The sequence below is a fragment of the Sphingomonas hankookensis genome (genome assembly GCF_028551275.1).
Classification (GTDB): domain Bacteria; phylum Pseudomonadota; class Alphaproteobacteria; order Sphingomonadales; family Sphingomonadaceae; genus Sphingomonas; species Sphingomonas hankookensis_A.
In genome coordinates this window covers 1954070-1975846 of the sequence record NZ_CP117025.1, presented here as the reverse complement: position 1 = coordinate 1975846, position 21777 = coordinate 1954070, and the positions used below count along the sequence as shown (strand labels likewise).

27 protein-coding genes are annotated in these 21777 nt (G+C 65.3%); 3 read left to right on the top strand and 24 right to left on the bottom strand.

Going from position 1 to position 21777, the window contains the following annotated elements:
- Positions 1-74: 74 nt before the first annotated feature.
- The 12 genes from nuoI to ndhC are packed head-to-tail and all read right to left on the bottom strand — an operon-like array spanning position 75 to position 9741.
- Entirely contained in the window at positions 75-560 is a 486-nt protein-coding gene (gene nuoI / locus PPZ50_RS09455) for an NADH-quinone oxidoreductase subunit NuoI (protein WP_055755909.1), read from the bottom strand.
- Positions 557-1612: an NADH-quinone oxidoreductase subunit NuoH gene (gene nuoH, locus PPZ50_RS09450; protein ID WP_066687310.1), complete on the bottom strand. Its 1056-nt coding sequence runs from the start codon at positions 1610-1612 to the stop codon at positions 557-559. Before nuoH ends, nuoI begins: the two co-directional genes overlap by 4 nt.
- Positions 1609-3624, bottom strand: a complete 2016-nt coding sequence (gene nuoG / locus PPZ50_RS09445) for an NADH-quinone oxidoreductase subunit NuoG (RefSeq protein ID WP_066687307.1) — start codon at positions 3622-3624, stop codon at positions 1609-1611. The genes nuoH and nuoG overlap by 4 nt, the downstream gene beginning before the upstream one ends.
- A complete protein-coding gene (locus PPZ50_RS09440) occupies positions 3624-4250 on the bottom strand; it encodes a hypothetical protein (protein WP_066687304.1) in 627 nt (208 codons plus the stop codon). Before PPZ50_RS09440 ends, nuoG begins: the two co-directional genes overlap by 1 nt.
- The gene (nuoF, locus tag PPZ50_RS09435) at positions 4247-5551 is read right to left on the bottom strand and encodes an NADH-quinone oxidoreductase subunit NuoF (protein WP_066687302.1); all 1305 of its coding nucleotides are present in this window, start codon (positions 5549-5551) and stop codon (positions 4247-4249) included. Before nuoF ends, PPZ50_RS09440 begins: the two co-directional genes overlap by 4 nt.
- Before the next feature lie 2 nt (positions 5552-5553).
- Complete coding sequence (locus PPZ50_RS09430; RefSeq protein ID WP_157092657.1) at positions 5554-5724, bottom strand: hypothetical protein; 171 nt, start codon at positions 5722-5724, stop codon at positions 5554-5556.
- Positions 5721-6401, bottom strand: a complete 681-nt coding sequence (locus PPZ50_RS09425; protein ID WP_066687300.1) for a complex I 24 kDa subunit family protein — start codon at positions 6399-6401, stop codon at positions 5721-5723. The genes PPZ50_RS09430 and PPZ50_RS09425 overlap by 4 nt, the downstream gene beginning before the upstream one ends.
- Positions 6401-6706, bottom strand: coding sequence for a nuclear transport factor 2 family protein (locus PPZ50_RS09420; RefSeq protein WP_066688071.1), 306 nt, complete (start codon positions 6704-6706; stop codon positions 6401-6403). Before PPZ50_RS09420 ends, PPZ50_RS09425 begins: the two co-directional genes overlap by 1 nt.
- Positions 6707-6729: 23 nt before the next feature.
- Positions 6730-7953, bottom strand: a complete 1224-nt coding sequence (locus tag PPZ50_RS09415; RefSeq protein WP_066687298.1) for an NADH-quinone oxidoreductase subunit D — start codon at positions 7951-7953, stop codon at positions 6730-6732.
- Positions 7953-8810, bottom strand: a complete 858-nt coding sequence (locus tag PPZ50_RS09410; RefSeq protein WP_066687295.1) for an NADH-quinone oxidoreductase subunit C — start codon at positions 8808-8810, stop codon at positions 7953-7955. The genes PPZ50_RS09415 and PPZ50_RS09410 overlap by 1 nt, the downstream gene beginning before the upstream one ends.
- Entirely contained in the window at positions 8807-9376 is a 570-nt protein-coding gene (locus PPZ50_RS09405) for a NuoB/complex I 20 kDa subunit family protein (protein WP_066687293.1), read from the bottom strand. Before PPZ50_RS09405 ends, PPZ50_RS09410 begins: the two co-directional genes overlap by 4 nt.
- Entirely contained in the window at positions 9367-9741 is a 375-nt protein-coding gene (gene ndhC / locus PPZ50_RS09400; RefSeq protein ID WP_055755895.1) for an NADH-quinone oxidoreductase subunit A, read from the bottom strand. Before ndhC ends, PPZ50_RS09405 begins: the two co-directional genes overlap by 10 nt.
- Before the next feature lie 173 nt (positions 9742-9914).
- On the opposite strand from ndhC, the gene PPZ50_RS09395 reads away from it, so the two are divergent.
- Complete coding sequence (locus PPZ50_RS09395) at positions 9915-10379, top strand: YbjN domain-containing protein (RefSeq protein WP_066687291.1); 465 nt, start codon at positions 9915-9917, stop codon at positions 10377-10379.
- Between the two features lie 39 nt (positions 10380-10418).
- Here the strand turns inward: PPZ50_RS09395 and PPZ50_RS09390 are convergent, their stop codons facing one another.
- From PPZ50_RS09390 to tkt, 12 genes are all read right to left on the bottom strand, one after another.
- Positions 10419-11234 carry an inositol monophosphatase family protein gene (locus tag PPZ50_RS09390; protein WP_066687289.1) on the bottom strand — a complete coding sequence of 272 codons (816 nt, stop codon included), beginning with the start codon at positions 11232-11234 and terminating at the stop codon, positions 10419-10421.
- A gap of 132 nt (positions 11235-11366) precedes the next feature.
- Positions 11367-11930 carry an elongation factor P gene (gene efp / locus PPZ50_RS09385; protein WP_066687286.1) on the bottom strand — a complete coding sequence of 188 codons (564 nt, stop codon included), beginning with the start codon at positions 11928-11930 and terminating at the stop codon, positions 11367-11369.
- Positions 11931-11968: 38 nt separating this feature from the next.
- Positions 11969-12562 carry a murein hydrolase activator EnvC family protein gene (locus PPZ50_RS09380; RefSeq protein WP_066687282.1) on the bottom strand — a complete coding sequence of 198 codons (594 nt, stop codon included), beginning with the start codon at positions 12560-12562 and terminating at the stop codon, positions 11969-11971.
- Positions 12563-12575: 13 nt separating this feature from the next.
- Entirely contained in the window at positions 12576-13568 is a 993-nt protein-coding gene (locus tag PPZ50_RS09375) for a L,D-transpeptidase family protein (RefSeq protein ID WP_066687280.1), read from the bottom strand.
- Between the two features lie 56 nt (positions 13569-13624).
- A complete protein-coding gene (gene thiE, locus PPZ50_RS09370) occupies positions 13625-14311 on the bottom strand; it encodes a thiamine phosphate synthase (RefSeq protein WP_066687278.1) in 687 nt (228 codons plus the stop codon).
- A 279-nt stretch (positions 14312-14590) separates the two neighbouring features.
- On the bottom strand, positions 14591-15496 hold the full coding sequence (locus tag PPZ50_RS09365) for a fructose bisphosphate aldolase (RefSeq protein ID WP_066687275.1): 906 nt from the start codon (positions 15494-15496) through the stop codon (positions 14591-14593).
- Positions 15497-15524: 28 nt separating this feature from the next.
- Positions 15525-15839 (bottom strand): type II toxin-antitoxin system PemK/MazF family toxin, encoded by a 315-nt coding sequence (locus PPZ50_RS09360; RefSeq protein WP_272815283.1) that lies wholly within the window; start codon positions 15837-15839, stop codon positions 15525-15527.
- A gap of 8 nt (positions 15840-15847) precedes the next feature.
- On the bottom strand, positions 15848-16084 hold the full coding sequence (locus PPZ50_RS09355) for a ribbon-helix-helix protein, CopG family (RefSeq protein ID WP_055755878.1): 237 nt from the start codon (positions 16082-16084) through the stop codon (positions 15848-15850).
- Positions 16085-16277: 193 nt separating this feature from the next.
- Entirely contained in the window at positions 16278-17468 is a 1191-nt protein-coding gene (locus tag PPZ50_RS09350; protein ID WP_272815282.1) for a phosphoglycerate kinase, read from the bottom strand.
- 105 nt (positions 17469-17573) lie between these two features.
- Entirely contained in the window at positions 17574-18050 is a 477-nt protein-coding gene (locus tag PPZ50_RS09345; RefSeq protein WP_066687254.1) for an MOSC domain-containing protein, read from the bottom strand.
- A gap of 5 nt (positions 18051-18055) precedes the next feature.
- Entirely contained in the window at positions 18056-19063 is a 1008-nt protein-coding gene (gene gap / locus PPZ50_RS09340) for a type I glyceraldehyde-3-phosphate dehydrogenase (protein ID WP_066687252.1), read from the bottom strand.
- Positions 19064-19075: 12 nt separating this feature from the next.
- Complete coding sequence (tkt, locus tag PPZ50_RS09335; protein WP_066688069.1) at positions 19076-21055, bottom strand: transketolase; 1980 nt, start codon at positions 21053-21055, stop codon at positions 19076-19078.
- Between the two features lie 116 nt (positions 21056-21171).
- Between tkt and PPZ50_RS09330 the strand changes: the two genes are divergently transcribed.
- Both PPZ50_RS09330 and PPZ50_RS09325 read left to right on the top strand, forming a co-directional pair.
- On the top strand, positions 21172-21363 hold the full coding sequence (locus PPZ50_RS09330; RefSeq protein ID WP_066687250.1) for a hypothetical protein: 192 nt from the start codon (positions 21172-21174) through the stop codon (positions 21361-21363).
- Positions 21363-21662 carry a cell division protein ZapA gene (locus PPZ50_RS09325; RefSeq protein ID WP_066687248.1) on the top strand — a complete coding sequence of 100 codons (300 nt, stop codon included), beginning with the start codon at positions 21363-21365 and terminating at the stop codon, positions 21660-21662. The genes PPZ50_RS09330 and PPZ50_RS09325 overlap by 1 nt, the downstream gene beginning before the upstream one ends.
- Positions 21663-21777 lie beyond the last annotated feature (115 nt).

Sequence of the window (21777 nt, the reverse complement as noted above, 5' to 3'; positions counted from 1 at the left end):
GCGGGACGAAACGCTAATCGAATGGCCGGCGAAGCGAACCGTTTCGCCCCCGCCGGTACGGAACATGCGCGCCATTACCGGTAGGGCGCGTCGCTCGCAAGGTTCGCGGCAATCGCGCGTTCCCAGCGGTCACCGTTCGCGAGCAGCTTGTCCTTGTGATAGATCAGCTCTTCGCGGGTTTCGGTGGCGAATTCGAAATTCGGACCCTCGACGATCGCATCGACCGGGCAGGCTTCCTGGCACAGGCCGCAATAGATGCACTTGGTCATATCGATGTCGTAGCGCGTCGTGCGGCGGCTGCCGTCCTCGCGCGGTTCGGCCTCGATCGTGATCGCCAGCGCCGGACACACCGCTTCGCACAGCTTGCAAGCGATGCAGCGCTCTTCCCCATTGGGATAGCGGCGCAGCGCATGCTCGCCGCGGAAGCGCGGGCTCAGCGGGTTCTTTTCATACGGGTAGTTGATCGTCGCCTTGGGCTTGAAGAAGTACCGCAGCGTCAGCGCATGGGCCTTCACGAACTCCCAGAGGGTGAACGATCGGATGGTCTGGGCGATACTCATGCGGGCACTCCCACGCGCTGGAACATGAGCCAGCCCGAGATGAGGAAGACGAAGGTCAGCGACAGTGGCAGGAAAATCTTCCAGCCCAGCCGCATCAGCTGGTCATAACGGTAGCGTGGCACCGTCGCCTTGACCCAGCTGAACACGAAGAAGAAGAAGAAGGTCTTGCCCAGGAACCAGATGATACCCGGCACCCAGTAGAGGAAGCCGATCTCAAGCGGCGGCAGCCACCCGCCCCAGAACAGCAACGCATTGAGCGCGCACATCAGAATGACGTTGGCATATTCGCCCAGCCAGAACAGCGCGAACGCCATCGACGAATATTCGGTCTGATAGCCCGCGACCAGTTCCGATTCCGCTTCGGTCAGATCGAACGGCGCACGCGCGGTTTCGGCGAGCGACGAGATCAGGAACACCACCGCCATCGGGAACAGCAGCGGGTTGAAGCCGAAGCCGTTGATGAAGCCGAAGATATGGGCACGCTGTTCAAGCACGATCGTCGTTAGGTTGAACGACCCGGCCCACAGCACGACCGAGATCAGCACGAACCCGATCGCGACTTCGTACGACACCATCTGCGCGGCGGCACGAAGCGCGGAATAGAACGGGTATTTGGAGTTCGACGCCCAGCCCGAGATGATGACGCCGTATACACCCAGCGACGATGCCGCAAGGATGTAGAGCAGGCCGACATTGATGTCCGCCACCACCACGCCGACGTCGAACGGAATGACCGCCCAGACGATCAGAGCGACGGTAAAGGTGATGATCGGCGCCAGCAGGAACAGGCCGCGATTGGCCGACGACGGCACGATCGTTTCTTGCAGGAACACCTTCAGACCGTCGGCGAACGACTGCAGCAGGCCCAGCGGACCGACGACGTTCGGACCACGGCGCAGCGCCATTGCCGCCCAGACCTTGCGGTCGACATAAATGATCATCGCCACCGCCAGCATCAGCGGCAGCGCGATCACGAGGATGCCGACCAGCGTGGCGACGGTCCATGCCCAGCCATAGGGCAGACCGACGGTAGTTTCGAAGAACGAGGTCACTCGGCGGCCTCCGCGAAATCCTGGCCATGGACAAGTTCGGCCGAACAACGCTGCATCGTCGGGCTGGCCCGGCAGATCGCGTTGGTCAGGTAGAAGTCGGCGACCGGATAGGTCACCTTGCCCTCGCCCTTAGCGTCGAGTGCCGGCGGGTTCCAGTCGTAACGTACCAGACCTTCCTGGCCCAGTTCCGGCACCGCCGCCGTCATTGCGCGGCGGACACCGGCGAAATCGTCGAACGGCAGCGTCACGCCAAGCACTTCGCCCAGCGCACGGAAGATCGTCCAATCCTCTCGCGCATCGCCCGGCGGGAACACCGCACGGTCGCCGCGCTGCACGCGCCCTTCAAGGTTGACGTAGGTCCCGACCTTCTCGGCATAGCTAGCACCCGGCAGGACGATGTCCGCCGCCGCCGCGCCCTTGTCGCCATGATGGCCGACATAAACCTTGGTGGCACCGGCGAACTGACCGAAATCGACCTCGTCCGCGCCGAGGAAGAACACCAGCTTCGGGTTCGCCGCGACGATATCGGCGATGCCGCCTGCCTGCGCATAGCCCAGCATCAGCGCGCCCATGCGAGCAGCCGCAGTATGGACCACGTTGAAGCCGTTCCAGCTCGTCCCGTCCTCCAGCGTACGGACCAGGTTGCCGTCGCGTGCCAGCTTCAATGCGGCGCCATGGCCGGCCTTCAGCGCACCCGGACCGACGATCACCGCCGGCCGCTTGGCCGCGTCGAGCGCTTCGGCCGCACGATCGGGCAGGCCGTTCAGTAGGCCGAGATCGTCACCCAGCCATTCGACCTTATAGGTCAGGTCGGTTTCCGGCCCAATCGCAAAAATGCGCGCGCCCTTCTTGATCGCCTTGCGGACGCGGGTGTTGATCAGCGGCGCTTCGTGGCGCAGGTCGCTGCCGACCAGCAGGATCGCATCGGCGTCCTCGATCCCGGCGATGGTCGTGTTGAACGCGACCGCGCCGAGATTGGTGACGTCATAGGCCATGCCCGTCTGCCGCCCTTCGAGCAGCGACGACCCGAGCGCGTTCACCAGCGCCTTGGCGGCGAACATGGTCTCGCAATCGAGCAGGTCACCTGCGATCGCCGCGACCGACGAACCGGCGTTCACCGCCGCGATCGCCGCGAACGCTTCGTCCCATTCGGCAGCGACCAGCTTGCCGTCCTTGCGCACGAAAGGCTTGTCGAGGCGGCGACGGACCAGACCGTCGACGGCGTGGCGCGTCTTGTCGTGCGCCCATTCCTCGTTCACATCTTCATTGATGCGCGGTACGCAGCGCAGCACCTGCCGACCCCGGCTGTCGAGGCGGATGTTGGTGCCGACCGCGTCCATCACGTCGATGGCGAGCGTCTTCTTCAGCTCCCAAGGACGCGCTTCGAACGCATAGGGCTTCGACGTCAGCGCACCGACCGGACACAGGTCGACGACATTGCCCGACAGCTCGCTCGTCACCGCCTGTTCAAGGTACGAGGTGATCTGCATGTTCTCGCCGCGATAGATCGCGCCGATTTCCTCTACGCCTGCAACTTCTTCCGCAAAACGGATGCAGCGCGTGCACTGGATGCAGCGGGTCATGACCGTCTTGACGATCGGACCCATGTACTTCTCGGTGACGGCACGCTTGTTCTCGTCATAGCGCGACGTGCCGCGACCATAGGCGACCGACTGGTCCTGCAGGTCGCATTCGCCACCCTGATCGCAGATCGGGCAGTCGAGCGGGTGATTGATCAGCAGAAACTCCATCACGCCTTCGCGCGCGGCCTTCACCATCGCGCTGTCGGTACGGATTTCCTGATTGTCGGCGGCCGGCAGCGCGCACGATGCCTGCGGCTTGGGCGGTCCCGGCTTCACCTCGACCAGACACATCCGGCAATTGCCGGCGATCGACAGCCGCTCGTGATAGCAGAAGCGCGGGATTTCCTTGCCCGCCGCTTCGCACGCCTGGAGGACCGTGGCACCCTGCGGCACCTCGACCTCGATCCCGTCTACTTTTACCTTGGGCATTAGCTGGCCTTCGTCGCCGCGGATGCGGCCGTTAATTTGTAGAGCGCTTCGCCTATCGCGCCATGCGCGACGCTGCGCGACAGGCGAACTGACTGGCCTGCGGGCAGACACGCGGCAAGCGCCGGGCGAATCGTCGCGAGCGCCGCGTCCTCAGCCCTGGAATAGGGCTTGCTCAGCACGAACTCGCGCGCGGCGGCGACATCGCGCTTCACGACGCAATCACCCAACCGTCGAACCTCCACTGTCGCCGTATCGGGCGTGCTGTCGAACTCGGCCGCGTAGTCGGTTGGAAGCAGCGCGACATTGACCGCAGGCGCCGCCTTACCGAAATCCTTCGCGTAGAGCGCCGGATATATGGTCATGCGGAACAGTTCAGGATTGAAAGACATCGACGTGCCCGAGGGCGCACAGAGCGACTTGACTAGCCGGTCGCGATAGGTCGACGGCGTACCCGGCACCTCGCGCCCATAGGCGAGCGCCGCCGCCCGCCCCTTCGGCGAACGCACCTCACACATCGCGAACTCGGTCATGGCGAGTTCTGCGTCCCTGCGCGATCCCTTGAAGCTGGATGGGCCGTCGGCTTGCGCCGCCAGCACCGCTGCCGCCATGACCGAGAGCGCGATCATTCCGCAGCTTCCCGCATCGGATGCACGCCACCGCCGCGCTTTTCGTTGATCCGCCGTTCGAGTTCGGGGCGGAAGTTCTTGATGAGACCCTGGATCGGCCATGCCGCCGCGTCGCCCAGCGCGCAGATGGTGTGGCCTTCGACCTGCTTGGTCACCTGCTGCAACGTGTCGATTTCCGACAAATCGGCATCGCCGGTGCGCAGCCGCTCCATCACACGCCACATCCAACCGGTGCCTTCGCGGCACGGCGTGCACTGGCCGCAGCTTTCATGCTTGTAGAAATAGGACAGACGGCTGATCGCGCGGACGACGTCGGTCGACTTGTCCATGACGATGACCGCCGCGGTGCCGAGGCCCGATCCGACCGCCTTCAGCCCGTCGAAATCCATCGGCGCGTCGATGATATGCTCGGCCTTTACCAGCGGCACCGACGATCCGCCGGGGATGACGCACAGCAGATTGTCCCAGCCACCGCGGATGCCGCCGCAATGCTTTTCGATCAGCTCGCGGAACGGGATGCTCATCGCTTCCTCGACCACGCATGGCTTGTTCACATGGCCGCTGATCTGGAACAGCTTGGTGCCACGGTTATTCTCCGCGCCGAAGCTGGCGAACCATTCCGGGCTGCGACGCAGGATGGTTGGCACGACCGCGATCGACTCGACATTGTTGACCGTCGTCGGGCAGCCATAGAGGCCGGCACCGGCCGGGAATGGCGGCTTCAGGCGCGGCTGACCCTTCTTGCCCTCTAGGCTTTCGAGCATCGCGGTCTCTTCGCCGCAGATATAGGCGCCGGCGCCGCGGTGCGCGAACACGTCAAAGTCATAGCCCGAACCGCAGGCATTCTTGCCCAGCAGCCCCTTGGCATATGCTTCGGCGATCGCGGCGAACAGCGTCTCCGCCTCGCGGATATATTCCCCGCGAATATAGATGTACGCGGCGCGCGCGCGCATCGCGAAACCGGCGACCAGCGCGCCTTCGATCAGCTTGTGCGGATCGTGGCGGATGATCTCGCGATCCTTGCACGAACCCGGCTCGGATTCGTCGGCATTGATCACCAGGAAGTTCGGCCGGTCGGGCTTCGGCGCCTTCGGCATGAACGACCACTTGGTGCCGGTCGGGAACCCTGCCCCGCCGCGCCCGCGCAGGCCCGATGCCTTGATCCGATCGATGATCGTGTCCGGCCCCAGCTGCAACAGCGCCTTGGTATTGTCCCAGTCGCCGCGCATCACGGCTGCATCGAGGTTCCACGGCTGGAACCCGTACACGTTGGTGAAGATGCGATCCTTGTCGGCCAGCATCCTTATCGTCCCTTCCCGATCGCCTTTTCGGCGATGAAATAAACGGCAACCATCGCCGCGATGCCGATGGCCACGCCGATCAGCTTCAGCGCGCCGACGAACAGTTCGAGCGCGATCCACAACACGACGATCCCGACCAGGACCGCGATCAACAGGCTGCCCAATGCCCTCACGAAGCGTTGCCCCATTCAGGGCGATAGTCGTGATTTTCGTGGACCATCGCCGTCAGGTTGCTGAGCGCGCCCGCCGGTTCGACGGTGTGGCGGCCCGGCTCCTGCGTGCCGGGCTTCGGCGTCTCGCCCTTGCCCAGCGCCTCGAGGATCGCGGTCATGCGATCATAGTCCAGATCTTCGTAATTATCGTCGTTGATCTGGACCATCGGTGCCGAGGCGCAATTGCCCATGCACTCGACCTCGGTCAGCGTGAACAGCCCGTCGGGCGTAGTCTTGCCCTTCATCAGGCCACGGTTCTTGCACGCGGCGAACACGTCGTCCGACCCGCGCAGCATGCACGGCGTCGTGCCGCATACCTGCACGTGATAGCGGCCGACCGGGGCGAGGTTGAACATCGTGTAGAAGGTCGCGACCTCGTACACCCGCATATAGGCCATGCCGAGTTCGCGGGCGATGAATTCGATCACCGGCACCGGCAGCCAGCCCTGGGTATGCGTTTCCGCACCGACCTGCCGCTGGGCGAGGTCGAGGAACGGGATGGTGCACGACTGCTGACGGCCTTCGGGATAGCGCGCGACGATCTCACGCGCCTTTTCCGCATTGGCCGGCGTCCAGGCGAAATTGCCCCAGCGCGCGCGGACCTCGGCTTCGTCGGGGATGTTGGGGGCGTCGGCCATTAGCGAATGAACTCCACGCGGCTGACCTTGTCGCCGCTGAACGAATAGACGGTCATCACGTCGAACGGCTCGGCATCGGGCGAACGGCGCACGCGCTCGTGCAGCACGACGCGCTCGCCCAGTTCGAACGACTGCAGCACTTCGGCATGGTTCTGCGGAAATTCGGCGAAGACTGCCGCCATGCCGCTTTCCACGCCCGCACGCCCGTCGCGCACGACGTCACCGCGATACTGCGCCTCGCAGCCGTCGTCGGCGAAGAACGCGGCATAGCCCGCCGCGTCGCGCGCGTTATAGCGTTCCATCATCGCCGTCACGGTATCGAGACGGCTCACCGGTCGCACTCCCCGAACACGATGTCCATCGCACCCAGGATCGCGGTGATGTCGGCAAGCATATGGCCCTTCGCCATGAAGTCCATCGCCTGGAGGTGGCTGAACGCGGTCGGGCGGATCTTCACGCGGTACGGCTTGTTGCTGCCGTCCGACACCATGTAGATGCCGAATTCACCCTTGGGGCTTTCGGTCGCGACATACACTTCGCCGGCGGGAACGTGGAAGCCCTCGGTGTACAGCTTGAAGTGATGGATCAGCGCTTCCATCGACTGCTTCATCTCGCCGCGCTTGGGCGGCACGACCTTGCGGTCCGACGAGGCGATCGGGCCTTCGGGCATCTGCGCGAGGCACTGCTTCATGATACGAGCCGACTGCCACACTTCCTCGACGCGGACCATGAACCGGTCGTAGCAATCGCCACGGGTGCCGACCGGCACGTCGAACTCGACCCGGTCATAGGCGTCATAGGGCTGCGCCTTGCGGATGTCCCACGGAATGCCCGCGCCACGGATCATCGGACCCGAGAAACCCCAGCGCACCGCATCCTCGCGGCTGACGATCGCGATATCGACGTTGCGCTGCTTGAAGATGCGGTTTTCCGAAACCATGCTGATCGCGTCGCCGAACAGCTGCGGCAGGCGCGTGTCGAGCCATTCCGCGATATCGGTCAGCAGCTTCAGCGGCACGTCCTGATGAACGCCGCCCGGCCGCAGGTAGTTATGGTGCATCCGCGCGCCGGACATGCGTTCGAAAAAGCCCATGCAGTCTTCGCGGACTTCGAACATCCACAGGTTCGGCGTCATCGCGCCGACGTCCATCACGTGCGAACCGAGGTTCAGCATGTGATTGCAGATACGGGTCAGCTCCGCGAAGAACACCCGCAGATACTGAGCGCGCAGCGGCACTTCGATGTCGAGCAGCTTTTCGACCGCCAGCACATAGCTGTGCTCCATGCACAGCGGCGAGCAGTAATCGAGGCGGTCCATGTAGGGGAGCGCCTGCTGATAGGTCTTGTACTCGATCAGCTTTTCGGTGCCGCGATGGAGCAGGCCGACATGCGGGTCGATCCGCTCGATGATCTCCCCGTCCAGTTCGGTGACGAGACGCAACACGCCGTGCGCCGCAGGGTGCTGCGGGCCGAAGTTGATCGTGTAGTTCTGGATCTCGACATCGCCCGCCATGGGGTTGGCGGCGTCCATCTCATGGTCGTAATCGGCCATTACTTGTCCTCCACCGGCGGCTTGCCCGCATCGGGCGAGGGCACGTCGGGATCGACCGGCTTCGATTCAGGCTGGTTGCCCGGATGCGGCTTGCCCGCGCCGGTATCTGCCGTGCTGTCCGACGTCTTCGGCTTGTCGACCTGCGGTTCGGCTGCCTTGACGTTGTCGTCGGCGCGCTTGACCTGATCGGCGGTGACCGGCGTCGGTGCGCCTGGGGCCGTGCCGACGGCAGGCTTCGGCTCGGCCGCCTTTTCGTCGCCCGGCAGGACGTATTCGGCACCTTCCCACGGGCTCATGAAGTCGAACGTGCGGAAATCCTGCGCCAGCTTCACCGGCTCATAGACCACGCGCTTGGCTTCTTCCGAATAGCGCATCTCGACATAGCCGGTCAGCGGGAAGTCCTTGCGCAGCGGGTGGCCACGGAAACCGTAATCGGTCAGGATGCGACGCAGGTCGGCATTGCCGGTGAACAGTACGCCGTACATGTCGTACACTTCGCGCTCGAGCCAGCCGGCATTGTACCAGATGCCTGTCACCGACGGCACCGGCCTTTCCTCGTCCGTGCTCACGCGCACACGGATGCGGTGGTTCCGCGTCATCGACAGCAGGTGATAGACGACCTCGAACCGCTCGGGGCGCTCGGGATAGTCCACGCCGGCGATCTCGGCCAGCATCTCGTATTTAAGGCCCGGCGTGTCGCGCAGCGTTTCCATCGCGATGACAAGACGGTCGCGATCGACGGTCAGCGACACCTCGCCGACCTTGTCCTGCGCGTCGAGCAGCATGTCGCCGAGCGCAGCGGTCGCCGCGTCGATGATGCCATCATTCGCGGCGTAGCGGGGTGCAGGCGCCCTCACCGTTCGATGCTCCCCGAACGGCGGATCTTCCGCTGCAACTGCATCACGCCGTACAGCAGCGCTTCGGCAGTCGGCGGGCAACCCGGGACATAAATGTCGACCGGCACCACGCGATCGCAACCGCGCACGACGCTGTAGCTATAATGGTAATAGCCGCCGCCATTGGCGCAGCTGCCCATCGAGATGACGTATTTCGGTTCCGACATCTGATCGTACACGCGACGCAGCGCCGGGGCCATCTTGTTGCAGAGCGTGCCGGCGACGATCATCACGTCCGACTGACGCGGGGAAGCGCGCGGCGCGGCACCGAAGCGCTCCATGTCGTAGCGCGGCATGTTCACATGGATCATTTCCACCGCGCAGCAGGCGAGGCCGAAGGTCATCCACCACAGCGAACCAGTGCGCGCCCACTGGAACAGGTCCTCGGTCGAGGTGACCAGAAAGCCCTTGTCGGTCAGTTCGCCGTTCAGGTCGTTGAAGAAACCCTCATCGGGCGCCTGCACCGGCACGCCGGCCGCGTTACCCGCGCCGAAGCCGTGCGGCGGCGTCGTGAGTTCTACTCCCATTCGAGAGCTCCCATCTTCCAAGCATATACGAGGCCGAGTGCCAGTTCGCCGATGAATACCATCATCGAGATCCACGCGGTCCAGCCGAGGTCGAACACCGTGACTGCCCAGGGATATAGGAACGCGGCTTCGAGATCGAAGAGGATGAACAGGATGGCGACCAGATAGAAGCGGACGTCATACTGGCTGCGCGAATCCTCGAACGCGGGGAAGCCGCATTCATACTCGGTCAGCTTTTCCGGCGTCGGCTTGTGCGCGCCGGTGAAACGCGATGCCACCATGGGCAACACGACGAAGGCCGTCGACAGCGCCAGGGCAATGCCCAGGAACATCAGGATCGGCAGATATTGCGACAGGTCGACCAAGGTGGGGGTCTCTCGCGGTTGCGGTATGAATGGAGCCGGCTTTAGGACGATGGCGTCGGGCCATCAAGGGCGGAACAGGGTGAGAATCACTCGCAATTCCCTGCCCTTCCGCGCTATGCCGCAGCGACGCTGGCCGCGCGGGGAAGCTGCGGTCGTCGACGAGGGGGGAATCGATGCGAATTTGGACGACACTCGGCATCATCGCGGGCGCGATCGTCGCGCAGCCGGCCGCGGCGCAGAATGTCGACGCGACCAAGCCCGAAACCGTGGTCGCCGCGCTGCGCCATGCGGGCTACCGGGCGGTACTGACCAAGGACAATAGCGGCGATCCGCTGGTCAAAAGTGGCGCCGCCGGTGTCGACTTTTCGGTCTATTTCTACAACTGCACCGACAACAAGGCGTGCAAGACGGTGCAGTTCCACGCCGGGTTCGTGAAGAAGGGCGTGACGCTCGACACGATCAACAAGTGGAACGCCACGCATCGCTTCGCGCGCGGCTATCTCGACGACGAGAAGGACCCGCGAATCGAGATGGACGTCGACCTCGACGATGGCGGCCTGTCGGGCGCGCTGTTCAAGGCGAACCTCGCGACCTGGGACTCGTTGCTCGGCGAATTTCAGAAGGCGATCGACTTCTGAGGCGATAAGGGTGGCGGCACCGCGCCGCCACCCGACAGGTCAGCGCAGCGCGCCCGCGACCAGCTTGTGCAGGCGGGTCTGCATCTGTTCGTTGCTGGCCAGCACCTCGCCCTTTTCATAGGCACGGTCCGCACCGCGATAATCGGTGACGAAGCCGCCCGCTTCCTTCACCAGCAGCATGCCAGCGGCGATATCCCACTTCTTCAGCCCCGATTCCCAGAAGCCATCGAACCGGCCTGCCGCGACATAGGCGAGGTCCAGCGCAGCCGAGCCGAAGCGGCGGATACCAGCAACCTCGGGCGCGACCGCGCCGAAGATGCGGGTCCATTCGGCGAAATTGCCATGGCCGAGGAACGGGATGCCGGTGGCGATCAGCGCTTCCGACAGGTCACGCCGGGACGAGACACGCAGCCGCTGTCCCTGCAACCAGGCACCCCGACCCTTTTCGGCCCAGAAGCCTTCGTCGGTGATCGGGTTATAGACCATCGCGGTCGTGATCTCGGGACGGCCACCGGCGCCGTTCGGCTCCTCGACCGCGACCGAGATCGAGAAATGCGGGATGCCGTGCAGGAAGTTGGTGGTGCCGTCCAGCGGATCGACGATCCAGCGCGGCTTGGTCGGATCGCCGGCGATCTCGCCGCCTTCCTCCAAGAGCATGCCCCAGTCGGGACGCGCCTTGCGCAGTTCCTCGACCAGCGTTTCCTCGGCGCGCTTGTCGGCCATCGACACGAAGTCCGCCGGCCCCTTGCGGCTGACCTGGAGATGCTGGACCTCGCCGAAGTCGCGGCGCAGGCGCGGGCCGGTCTTGCGGACGGCGCGTTCGAGGACGGTGATGAGGCCGGACTGGGCGGACATTGTTCTGGTTCCTGTTGGTTCTTTTACTGGCAGCGCCGCGGGCAAAGCCCGCGTCGTCGGTCGCGCTTTCGCGCGCCGGCCGAGCCGGCAGCCTGGCGAAATAGCTTTCCCTATTTCGTCCGGCCGCTCGGCTTAATCCGCCCGCCGGACGTAGGTCTGCTCATACACGTCGACCACGATGCGCGTTCCCGAAGCGATATGCGGCGGGACCATCACGCGGACGCCGTTGTCGAGCACGGCGGGCTTGTAGGACGACGATGCCGTCTGGCCCTTCACCACCGCATCCGCCTCGACGATCGTCGCTTCGATCGTGTCGGGCAGCTGGACGCTGATCGCTTCGTCTTCATAGAGTTCCATGACGACATCCATGCCGTCCTGGAGGAAGGCGGCGGCATCGCCCAGCAGGTCGCGCGGCAGCGATACCTGGTCGTAGGTTTCCTTGTCCATGAACACCAGCATGTCGCCTTCGGGATACAGGAACTGGAAGTCCTTGGTATCGAGGCGGATGCGCTCGACCGTCTCGGCCGAACGGAAGCGGACGTTGTTCTTGCGGCCGTCGCGCAGGTTCTTCATTTCGACCTGCATATAGGCGCCGCCCTTGCCCGGCTGCGTATGCTGGATCTTGACCGCGCGCCAGATGCCGCCTTCATATTCGATGATGTTGCCGGGGCGAATGTCGACGCCGCTGATCTTCATGACGAACCATACCTGTTGGAAAGAGCGAAGCTGCGCCCTTACCGCTCCGCCCGTCCGCGGGCAAGCAGCGGATAGGGATTGATCGCGCGGCCCTTGTACCATGGTTCGTCGGCGTTCACCCGCTCGACGCCGAAATGCAGGTGGAAATTGCCGGTCCCGGCATTGCCGGTGTCGCCGACCGCGCCGATCGGATCGCCCGCGCGGACCGGCGCCCCTTCGCGCAGCGTCGGGGCATAGGCAGCGAGGTGGGCGTAATAATAGGACAGCCGGCGGTCGGGCGAGCGGACATAGGCGGTCACCCCGCCGCCGCCATTGCTGTAGAACAGCTTTTCGACCGTGCCGGGCGCCGCGGCGACGACCGGCGTACCGGCGGGGGCCATGATGTCCACCCCGCTATGCCGCCGTTCGCCACCGGCCCGCGCCTCGCCATAGCTGTCGCGGATGCTCGTCCAGCCGACCCCCGATACGGGCAGGACCAGCCGCCCCGGCGACGGCGGTTCGGCCAGCCGGGTCGGCGCATCGGCAAAGGCGCGAATCGGCGGGGCGGACGATCCGCCGAAATCGACCAGCAACGCAGCCAGCCCACCCAGCAGCACGAAGACGCCGAGAAACGCCCAGCCGATCCGGTTCACCCCCTGCCCTCCGCTATGGCTGGAAGATCGCCGGCGTGCCGGGCTTGACCATCAGCGACAGCCGGGCGGCGTCCCAGTTGGTCAGTCGGATGCAGCCATTGCTCTCGGTCTTCCCGATATTCTCCGGCTCGGGCGTGCCGTGGATACCGTAATGCTCTTTCGAGAGATCGATCCAGACGACGCCGACCGGATTGTTGGGGCCGGGCGGCACGATCTCCTTGCTGTCCGACTTGTCGGCATGGCGCAGGATCGCCGGATTGTACTGCCAGTCGGGATTGGCGGCGACGCCCTGAATCTTCCATTCGCCGATCGGCAGCGGGTCGTGCGACGAGCCCATCGTCGCGGGAAACTGGGCGAGGATCTTGTCGCCCTTATAGGCGCGCAGCCAGCCTTCCGACTTGTCGACCACGACGCGGTCGGCCTGGGGCTGGTTGGCGTCGACGTTCAGATTGGCGAGCGTCTGGCGATAGTCGCCCGACCAGCTCTCCGCATAGCTGCGCGACGAGGGCAGGACGTTGGGAAAGACGACGCGGGTGCCGGGGCGCAGCATCGTTTCCCGGCTGTTCAGCGCGACCAGCGTGGCGGGCGTGGTGTGGAACATCTCGGCCAGCTTTTCGAGCGGCGAGCGGTAGCCGATCGTCGTCAGCTTCGCCTGATCGGCATATTCCTTGGGGATCGGGTTGGTGTACGGCCCGGCCAGCGCGCGTTCGGACAGGGTCAGGGTCACCGTCGCGGGGCGCATATTGGGGTTCAGCGCACGGGTGGTCGCGGCATCGAGCTTGCCAGTGACCGGCAGGCCTCGGGCGGTCTGGAATCCACGTAGCGCCTGTTTGAACAGCGCGCTGTCCCTGCCGTCGATCACGCCGCTCGTGAAGCCGTGCCGGTCGAGCAGCACCTGCGCGTGCAGGATATTTCGGTCGACCGCCGGGAGTTGCGGCGCGGGCGCAGGCGCCTGCGCCATCGCCACGCCGCTCCCCAGGATCGCCGCCAAGGCCAGTCGCTTCATACACCATCCCCAACATCGTTGAGGGTGGATAACGACCGGACCCGGCGGCGGTTTCCTTACGTGCCGAGAACCGCCGCGAACGCCTGCACCGCCGCCGCTTCGTCGCCGTTCCAGACCGCGCCCGATACGGCGAGGAAGTCGGCCCCGGCGCGGACGAGATCGGGGGCGTTGGCCGGCGTGATGCCGCCGATCGCGACACAGGGGAGTTCGAACACGGTCGACCACCACGACAGCAGCACCGGATCGGCGACATGCGCGACCTGCTTGGTTGTCGTCGGGTAGAAGGCGCCGAACGCTACATAGTCGGCGCCAGCCTCCCCCGCTTCCATGGCGAGATGGCGGCTGTCATGGACGGTCACGCCGATCTGGACATTGGGGCCGAGTACGTCGCGCGCTTCTCGGGCATCGCCATCGTCCTGGCCCAGATGGACGCCATCCGCGCCTAGCCGCTTGGTCAGGCTGATGCTGTCGTTGACGATCAAGGCGACGTCGCGGTCGGCGCAAATCTTCTGAAGCGGTTCGGCCAGTCGCGCGGCGGCGTGCTGGTCGATATCCTTCACCCGGAACTGGAACGCGGCGACCGGCCCGGCATCGAGCGCGCGGGCGAGGCGGTCGGGAAAGGTGCCGGTCACATCGAGCGGAGAGATGAGGTAAAGCTGGCACGGCGGGCGGCGCACGTCGCGGACGAACTGGGTCGCGAAATCGGGCGACAGCGGGCCGAGCGGGTCTTCGTTCAGGGTCATGGCGCCTTCCCTGCCCCAGCGCGGCGGCGGGTGGAAGGGTTTTGGGGGCCAAAGTTCACTAAGTTCACACTCGCGCGCGTTTTGCGCGTAGCGTTGCGAGTAACTATCAATAGTAAGTAGGTTGTTCGCCGGGGCGGCAAGAAGAAGAAGAAGAAGAAGAAGCGGGACCCCGGGTCAAGCCCGGGGTGACGTGGGAAGGGGCGGCTACGATGACAAAGAGCACCGGACGCTGGAGCGGCCGATGCCCTTTTGCCATGGCTGGGAGCTTGTAGGAAAGCGTTACGCCGCGAGCAGCGCCTTCTGTGTCGAGGCGCAGTGGATTTCGTCGATCGCGCTGCCCAGCGCCTTGTCGAACTCGGCGTCGGTCATCTGCTGGCGCAAGTCGGAGAGCAGCGCGCGGCTGAAGCTGGCGATGATGCCGGGGTTCTTCGCCAGTTCGGCGCAGGCCTCGGTCCGGCTGAACCCGCCCGACAGCGCCACGACGCGCAGCACGCGCGGATGGTCGACCAGCGGCTGGAACAGGCCGGGCTTGGCCGGCAGCGACAGCTTCAGCATCACCTTGTCGTTGCCGGTCATCGCGTCGAGCGCCGTGAGCGTTTCTTCGAGCAGGATCTGGTCGGCCTCGGCACGCTCGGCGCTCTTGATGTTCACTTCCGGTTCGATGATCGGCATCAGGCCGGCGGCGATGACCTGCTGCGCGACTTCGAACTGCTGCTTCACGACGGCAGCGATCCCTTCGCGGTTGGCGAGGTTGATGACCGAGCGTTCCTTAGTGCCGAAGATGCCGAGCTTCGCCGCGCGGGCGAGCAGGTCGTCGAGGCCGGGCATCGGCTTCATCAGCTGAACGCCGTTGGCTTCGTCCTCCAGCCCTTTGTCGATCTTGAGGAAGGGCACGACGCCCTTGTCGGCCAGCGCCTGCGGCACCGGCTTGCCGCCCGCCTGCCCGTCCATGGTGCGTTCGAACAGGATCGCGCCGATCACCTTGTCGCCGGTGAAGGCGGGGGAGAGGATGATGCGCGCGCGCATGTCGTGGATCAGGCCGAACATTTCCTCGTCGGTGTTCCATGCACCTTCGTCGATGCCATAGCCCTTCAGCGCCTTGGGCGTCGAACCGCCGCTCTGGTCGAGCGCGGCGATGAACCCGTGTCCGTCGGCAATCTTCGCAGTCATGTCGGCGTTGTTCATGATCGACCCCTTGGGTGTTGAAATGGCGTCAGAGCGCGAGCCAGCGCCGGAGCGCCTGGTCCACCTGCTCCATCGATGTGGCGTCCGCCTGTCCCAGCACGCGCACCACGCGGCTGCGGCGCAGCGTCTTGATCTTGTCGACCTGCGCCTCGCTTTCGACCGAGATGCCGGTCGAGTCGGACGCGGGAAACGGCACGCGGAACAGCGTCTCGCCGCCGGTGAGGCTGGTCAGCGGGACAAGCGTCACCGAGGCGTGCGCTTCGTTGAACAGGTCGGATTGCACGACCAGGAAGGGACGGCGCTTCACCGCCAGGTCGCCCGGCCCTTCGACCAGGACGATCATGCCGCGCCTTATCTCCACCGGCCGTCCTCCGCTTCCACCCGGTCGAAAAAGGCCCAGTCGGCGCCGTCGTCGCGGGCAGCGGCGCGTTCGGACTGGCGGCGGGCTTCGGCGCGAAAGGCTTCGTCGTGCAGCTCGACATAGCGGCGCACGGCATCGCGGGCGATGTCGCTTTTCGAACGCCCCTGCGACCGGGCGACGTTGGCGAGCCGCTCCTCCAGTTCGGTGTCGAGTCGTACTCCCAGCAACGCCCTACCCTTCGTTTAACGTGTTGAACGGGTAGCGGGGGTTGGGGATGGGATCAAGCGGGTTGTTGGTTTGGCCCGTATTAAACGCCGTACCCCCGCGCAGGCGGGGGTCCAGGGCCAGGCTACGCAGCGTAGCGTTCGGCGCTCTGGACCCCCGCCTGCGCGGGGGTACGGTCTGGGTTGCGGATTTGGCTCAGCGGATCAGCGCGGCGACGCCGGGCAGTTCCTTGCCCTCCATCCATTCGAGGAACGCACCGCCGGCGGTCGAGATGAAGCTGAACTGGTCGCTCACCCCGGCCTGGTTGAGCGCCGCAACGGTATCGCCGCCGCCCGCGACCGACACCAGCGAACCGTCGGCGGTCAGCGCCGCCGCCGTCTTGGCCAGCGAAACCGTCGCGACGTCGAACGGCGGGGTTTCGAACGCGCCCATCGGCCCGTTCCACACCAAAGTGCGGCAGTTCTTGAGCACGTCGCCCAGCGCCTCGGTTGCGGCAGGACCGACGTCGAGGATCATTTCGTCGGCGGCGACTTCATGGACGTTGACGGTGCGGGTTACCGGGTTCGGCTTGAACTCCTTCGCCACCACCACGTCATAGGGCAGGTGGATGGTGCAGTTGGCCTTTTCGGCGGCTTCAAAGATTTCGTCCGCCGTGCCGGTCAGGTCGTGTTCGCACAGCGACTTGCCGACATCGACACCGCGCGCCGCGAGGAAGGTGTTGGCCATGCCGCCACCGATGATGAGGTGATCGACCTGCCCGACCAGATGCTTCAGCACGTCGAGCTTCGACGACACCTTCGCGCCGCCGACAACCGCCGCGACCGGGTGCTGCGGGTTGCCCAGCGCCTTGTCGAGCGCGTCGAGTTCGGCCTCCATCTGCCGCCCGGCGAACGCGGGGAGCTTGTGCGCGAGGCCTTCGGTCGAGGCATGGGCGCGGTGCGCTGCCGAGAAGGCGTCGTTGACATAATAGTCGCCAAGCGCGGCCATGGTTTCAACGAGTTGCGGATCGTTCTTCTCTTCGCCGGCGAAGAAGCGGGTGTTTTCCAGCACGGCGATGTCGCCCGGCTGCATCATGCGCACCGCTTCGGCAGCGCCGGTCCAATCGACGAAACGGACTTCGCGGCCCAGCACGTCCGACAGCGGCTTGGTGACGGGGGCCAGCGACATGGTCGGGTTCGGCTGCCCCTTGGGACGGCCGAAATGGGCAAGGATCAGGACGATCGCGCCGCGATCCGCCAGTTCGGTGACGGTGCCGATCGTGGCGCGCAGGCGGGTGTCGTCGGTGACGGCGCCGTCGGCCATCGGCACGTTCAGGTCCTCGCGGACCAGCACGCGCTTGCCGGTGAGGTCGCCCATGTCGTCGAGCGTCTTGAAATTACGGCTCATGTCTTCGCTCCTGATGACCACCCGTTCGTCCTGAGTAGCCATTGAGCGAAGTCGAAATGGCGTATCGAAGGATGCTTCGATACGGGCCTTCGACAAGCTCAGTCCCTACTCAGCACAAACGGGCGGCTTGGTTTCAATTCGTATCGTATCGCCGACGCTGATCCGGCCGCCCTCGATCACCTGCGCCAGCGCGCCGCCGCGCCAGTCGGGCGTCAGCGCGGCGCGCAGGCCCTCTGCGATCGTCTCCATGCGGCTGCACGGATCGCATTCCTTGGTGATTTCGAGCAGCACCTCGCCGACGCGGACACGTACGCCCAGCGTCTGCGGCAGGTCGAAATTCTCGACCAGCAAATTCGCGCGGCGTTCCCACCATGGCAGGTCGTGGCCGATCAGCGTCATCGCCTGCGCCCAGTCGCCGACTTCCATCAGCGACACCTGCCGCTTGTTCCGCCCGGGCTTCAGCGCGCCGCGAAAGTCGCCGTCGATGCCGGTTTCGACGGTGATGCGCACCGTCTGCACCAGTTCGATCGGCCCGCGCGAAAAGGCGTGGCGGGCGATCCCCCTAAGAACACCGCCCGCCATCGGGCTCAGCCCAGCTTCGCCATGGCGGTCGCGGTGTCGACCATGCGGTTCGAGAAGCCCCATTCATTGTCGTACCACGACACGACGCGGACCAGCTTGCCGTCGAGCACGGCGGTCTCGAGGCTGTCGACGGTCGACGATGCGGGGGTGTGGACGATGTCGATCGAGACCAGCGGCTCGTCCGAGAAGTAGAGCACGCCCTTGAGCGGACCCGATTCCGACGCCGCCTTCAGGATCGAATTCACTTCGTCCTTGGTCGTGTCCCGCTTCGGGGTGAAGGTCAGGTCGACGAGGCTGCCGTCCGGCACCGGCACGCGGACGGCCGAACCGTCGAGCTTGCCCTTGAGTTCGGGCAGCACTTCACCGACCGCGCGGGCGGCGCCGGTGGTGGTCGGGATCATCGACATGGCGGCGGCACGGGCGCGGCGCAGGTCCGGATGGATCTGGTCGAGGATCTTCTGGTCGTTGGTATAGGCGTGGATCGTGGTCATCAGGCCGCGTTCGATGCCGATGGCGTCGTTCAGCACCTTGGCGACCGGCGCCAGACAGTTGGTGGTGCACGAAGCGTTCGACACGATGGTGTGGCCGGCTTCGAGCTTGTCGTGGTTGACGCCGTACACGACGGTCAGGTCGACATTCTTGCCCGGGGCCGAGATCAGCACGCGCTTGGCACCGGCATCGATATGCTTCTGGCAGCTGTCGCGGTCGGTGAAGAAGCCGGTGCATTCGAGGACCAGCTCGACGCCCAGTTCCTTGTGCGGCAGGTTGGCCGGATCACGCTCGGCAGTGACGCGGATGCGCTTGCCGTCGATGACCAGGTCGTCGCCTTCGGCGGCGACTTCGCCCGGATAGCGGCCATGGACCGAATCGCGGCTGAACAGCCATGCGTTCGACTTGGCGTCGGCGAGGTCGTTGATCGTCACCAGTTCCAGCCCGCTGTCGGGCCGTTCGAGGATCGCGCGCGCCACCAGACGGCCGATGCGTCCGAACCCGTTGATCGCTACTTTCGTCATATCCGCGTCTCCTCAGTTGCCGAGCCGCGCCAGCACCTTTGCGGTGATGGCATCGGCAGTCAGTCCGAAATGTTCGTAGAGCTTGTCGGCCGGGGCCGATGCGCCGAAGCGGTCGATGCCGAAGCGCAGGCCGTCGACCATGGTGTAGCGTTCCCAGCCGATGGTCGTGCCCGCCTCGATCGACACGCGCAGGATTTCGTCCGGGCGGGCATGCGGCAGCACGTCCTCGCGATAGGCGGCGTCCTGCGCATCGAAGCGGGACCAGCACGGCATCGACACGACATCGGCGCCGATGCCCTTGGCTTCGAGCTGCTGCGCGACGCCGATAGCGATCTCGACCTCCGACCCGGTCGCGATCAGGATGACGCGGCGGTCGGCTTCGGCGGCCTTGAGGCGGTACGCACCCTTGGCGCTGCGGTTCTCGCTGGTTTCGGTGCGAAGCTGCGGCAGGTTCTGGCGCGACAGAGCCAGCAGCGAGGGGCCGTCGCGGCGCTGTACCGCCAGTTCCCAGCATTCCGCCGTCTCGACCGCATCGGCGGGGCGATAGACGTCGAGGCCGGGGATGATGCGCAGGCTCATCACATGCTCGATCGGCTGGTGCGTCGGGCCGTCTTCGCCCAGACCGATCGAGTCGTGAGTCATGACATAGACGACACCGGCATTCTGCAGTGCCGACAGGCGGATGGCCGGCCGGGCATAGTCGGCGAACACCAGGAAGGTGCCGCCATAGGCCAGCACGCCGCCGTGCAGCGCCATGCCGTTCATCGCCGCCGACATGCCGAATTCGCGGATGCCGTAATGGATGTAGCGACCGGAATAATCCTCCGCCGTCAGCGCGACCTGCGCCTTGGTCTGGGTATTGTTCGAGGGCGTGAGGTCCGCCGAACCGCCGAGCGTTTCGGGCAGCGAGGCGTTGATCGCTTCCAGCGCCAGCGACGATGCGACGCGGGTCGCGATCTTCTTCGGCTCGGCGATCAGGCTGTCGATATGGCTCTTCAGCGACCAGCCGTCGGGCAGCTTGTTGGCCATGCGGCGTTCGAATTCCGCGCGATCGGCATGATCGGACAGGCGCTGGTTCCAGTCGGCGTGGAGCGACTGGCCCCGTGCGCCGATTTCCTTCCACGCGTCGGTCAGCGCTTCGGGCAGGTGGAAGGCTTCATGCTCCCACAGCAAGGCGGCGCGGGTGGCGAGGATTTCCTCGGCACCGAGCGGCGAGCCATGGACCTTGTGGCTGCCGCCCTTGTTCGGGGCGCCCTTGCCGATGACGGTGCGGCAGCGGACCAGCGAGGGGCGCGGGTCGGCGGCGGCTTCGGCGAGCGCACGTTCGATGTCGGCGAAGTCGTGGCCGTCGCAGGCGACGACGTGCCAGCCGGTCGCGGCATAGCGGGCCGATACGTCCTCGCTGGTCGACAGGTCGGTCGAACCGTCGATCGTGATGCGGTTGTCGTCCCACAGGACGTTCAGGCGGCCGAGCTTCAGGTGACCGGCAAGGCCGATCGCCTCGTGATTGATGCCTTCCATCAGGCAGCCGTCGCCGGCGATCACCCAGGTGCGGTGATCGACCAGATCGTCGCCGAACACGGTGTTCAAATGCCGCTCTGCGGTGGCCATGCCGACCGCCATCGCCAGCCCCTGCCCCAGCGGACCGGTGGTGCATTCGATGCCGGGCAGTTCGAAATTCTCAGGATGGCCGGCGCACGGGCTGCCGAGCTTGCGGAAGTTCGCAATGTCCTGAATGGTGGGCTTGGCATAGCCGGTCAGGTGGAGGAGCGAATAGATCAGCATCGATCCATGGCCCGCCGACAGGACGAACCGGTCGCGGTCCGCCCAATGCGGATCGGCGGGATCGAATTTCAGGAATTTCGACCAGAGGACGGTGGCGACATCGGCCATGCCCATCGGCATGCCGGGATGCCCCGAATTGGCGGCCTCCACCGCGTCCATCGACAAAACGCGGATGGCGTTGGCGAGTTCGAGCTGGGATATGGTCACGCGCACTCCTGTTGGGCGCCGATAGGGTCGCGCGAGCCTTTGGAACCGTCACGCCGATCAGTCAACCGCCAAACCCAAGGTTTGTTTAACATGTTTAGCAAGGATCGATAAACCCGATGAGCGACACCCCCCATGCCGCGACCATCGCGCGGATCGACCGGGCGCTGGAACGGATCGAACGCGCTGCACAGACGCAGGTAAAGGCGAATCGGACGCTCGAGTCGCGGCATGCCGCGTTGCGCACGCGGATCGGCGATGCGATCGGCGCGCTCGATGCGGTGATCGCGCGCGAAGCGGACGCCGACTGATGGGCCATATCACGCTGACGATTGCCGGCCGCAGCCATCAGGTCGGATGCCGCGATGGCGAGGAGCCGAAGCTGCGCGCGTTGGGTGCGATGCTGGAGCGACATGCGCCGGCGGTGCAGCACGCGGCGGGCGGATCGTCGGAGCGGACATTGCTCTACATCGCGCTGATCCTGGCGGACCAGCTGGCCGAGCGCGAGGCGGGGCCGGCACCGGACGGGACGTCCGAGATGCTGGAGCGGATCGCGGATCGGCTGGAGGCGGTTGCCTCCGCCCTTGAGCGGACGGACCCCAGCGCCTAAATAGGACGTGGCGGGACTGCCCGGTGCGAGCCATGCATAATCCCTGAGGCTATTTCTTCATCCATGGGGGTTGTCCCTGCGCAGATCCTGGTCTGACGTACATGATCCCCACCTG

Coding starts and splice junctions, on each gene's coding strand:
- nuoI (WP_055755909.1), bottom strand. CDS start 560: ATGAGTATCGCCCAGACCATCCGATCGTTCACCCTCTGGGAGTTCGTG.
- nuoG (WP_066687307.1), bottom strand. CDS start 3,624: ATGCCCAAGGTAAAAGTAGACGGGATCGAGGTCGAGGTGCCGCAGGGT.
- PPZ50_RS09440 (WP_066687304.1), bottom strand. CDS start 4,250: ATGATCGCGCTCTCGGTCATGGCGGCAGCGGTGCTGGCGGCGCAAGCC.
- nuoF (WP_066687302.1), bottom strand. CDS start 5,551: ATGCTGGCCGACAAGGATCGCATCTTCACCAACGTGTACGGGTTCCAG.
- PPZ50_RS09425 (WP_066687300.1), bottom strand. CDS start 6,401: ATGGCCGACGCCCCCAACATCCCCGACGAAGCCGAGGTCCGCGCGCGC.
- PPZ50_RS09420 (WP_066688071.1), bottom strand. CDS start 6,706: ATGATGGAACGCTATAACGCGCGCGACGCGGCGGGCTATGCCGCGTTC.
- PPZ50_RS09415 (WP_066687298.1), bottom strand. CDS start 7,953: ATGGCCGATTACGACCATGAGATGGACGCCGCCAACCCCATGGCGGGC.
- PPZ50_RS09405 (WP_066687293.1), bottom strand. CDS start 9,376: ATGGGAGTAGAACTCACGACGCCGCCGCACGGCTTCGGCGCGGGTAAC.
- PPZ50_RS09395 (WP_066687291.1), top strand. CDS start 9,915: ATGCGAATTTGGACGACACTCGGCATCATCGCGGGCGCGATCGTCGCG.
- PPZ50_RS09390 (WP_066687289.1), bottom strand. CDS start 11,234: ATGTCCGCCCAGTCCGGCCTCATCACCGTCCTCGAACGCGCCGTCCGC.
- efp (WP_066687286.1), bottom strand. CDS start 11,930: ATGAAGATCAGCGGCGTCGACATTCGCCCCGGCAACATCATCGAATAT.
- PPZ50_RS09375 (WP_066687280.1), bottom strand. CDS start 13,568: ATGAAGCGACTGGCCTTGGCGGCGATCCTGGGGAGCGGCGTGGCGATG.
- thiE (WP_066687278.1), bottom strand. CDS start 14,311: ATGACCCTGAACGAAGACCCGCTCGGCCCGCTGTCGCCCGATTTCGCG.
- PPZ50_RS09365 (WP_066687275.1), bottom strand. CDS start 15,496: ATGAACAACGCCGACATGACTGCGAAGATTGCCGACGGACACGGGTTC.
- PPZ50_RS09360 (WP_272815283.1), bottom strand. CDS start 15,839: ATGATCGTCCTGGTCGAAGGGCCGGGCGACCTGGCGGTGAAGCGCCGT.
- PPZ50_RS09350 (WP_272815282.1), bottom strand. CDS start 17,468: ATGAGCCGTAATTTCAAGACGCTCGACGACATGGGCGACCTCACCGGC.
- PPZ50_RS09345 (WP_066687254.1), bottom strand. CDS start 18,050: ATGGCGGGCGGTGTTCTTAGGGGGATCGCCCGCCACGCCTTTTCGCGC.
- gap (WP_066687252.1), bottom strand. CDS start 19,063: ATGACGAAAGTAGCGATCAACGGGTTCGGACGCATCGGCCGTCTGGTG.
- PPZ50_RS09330 (WP_066687250.1), top strand. CDS start 21,172: ATGAGCGACACCCCCCATGCCGCGACCATCGCGCGGATCGACCGGGCG.
- PPZ50_RS09325 (WP_066687248.1), top strand. CDS start 21,363: ATGGGCCATATCACGCTGACGATTGCCGGCCGCAGCCATCAGGTCGGA.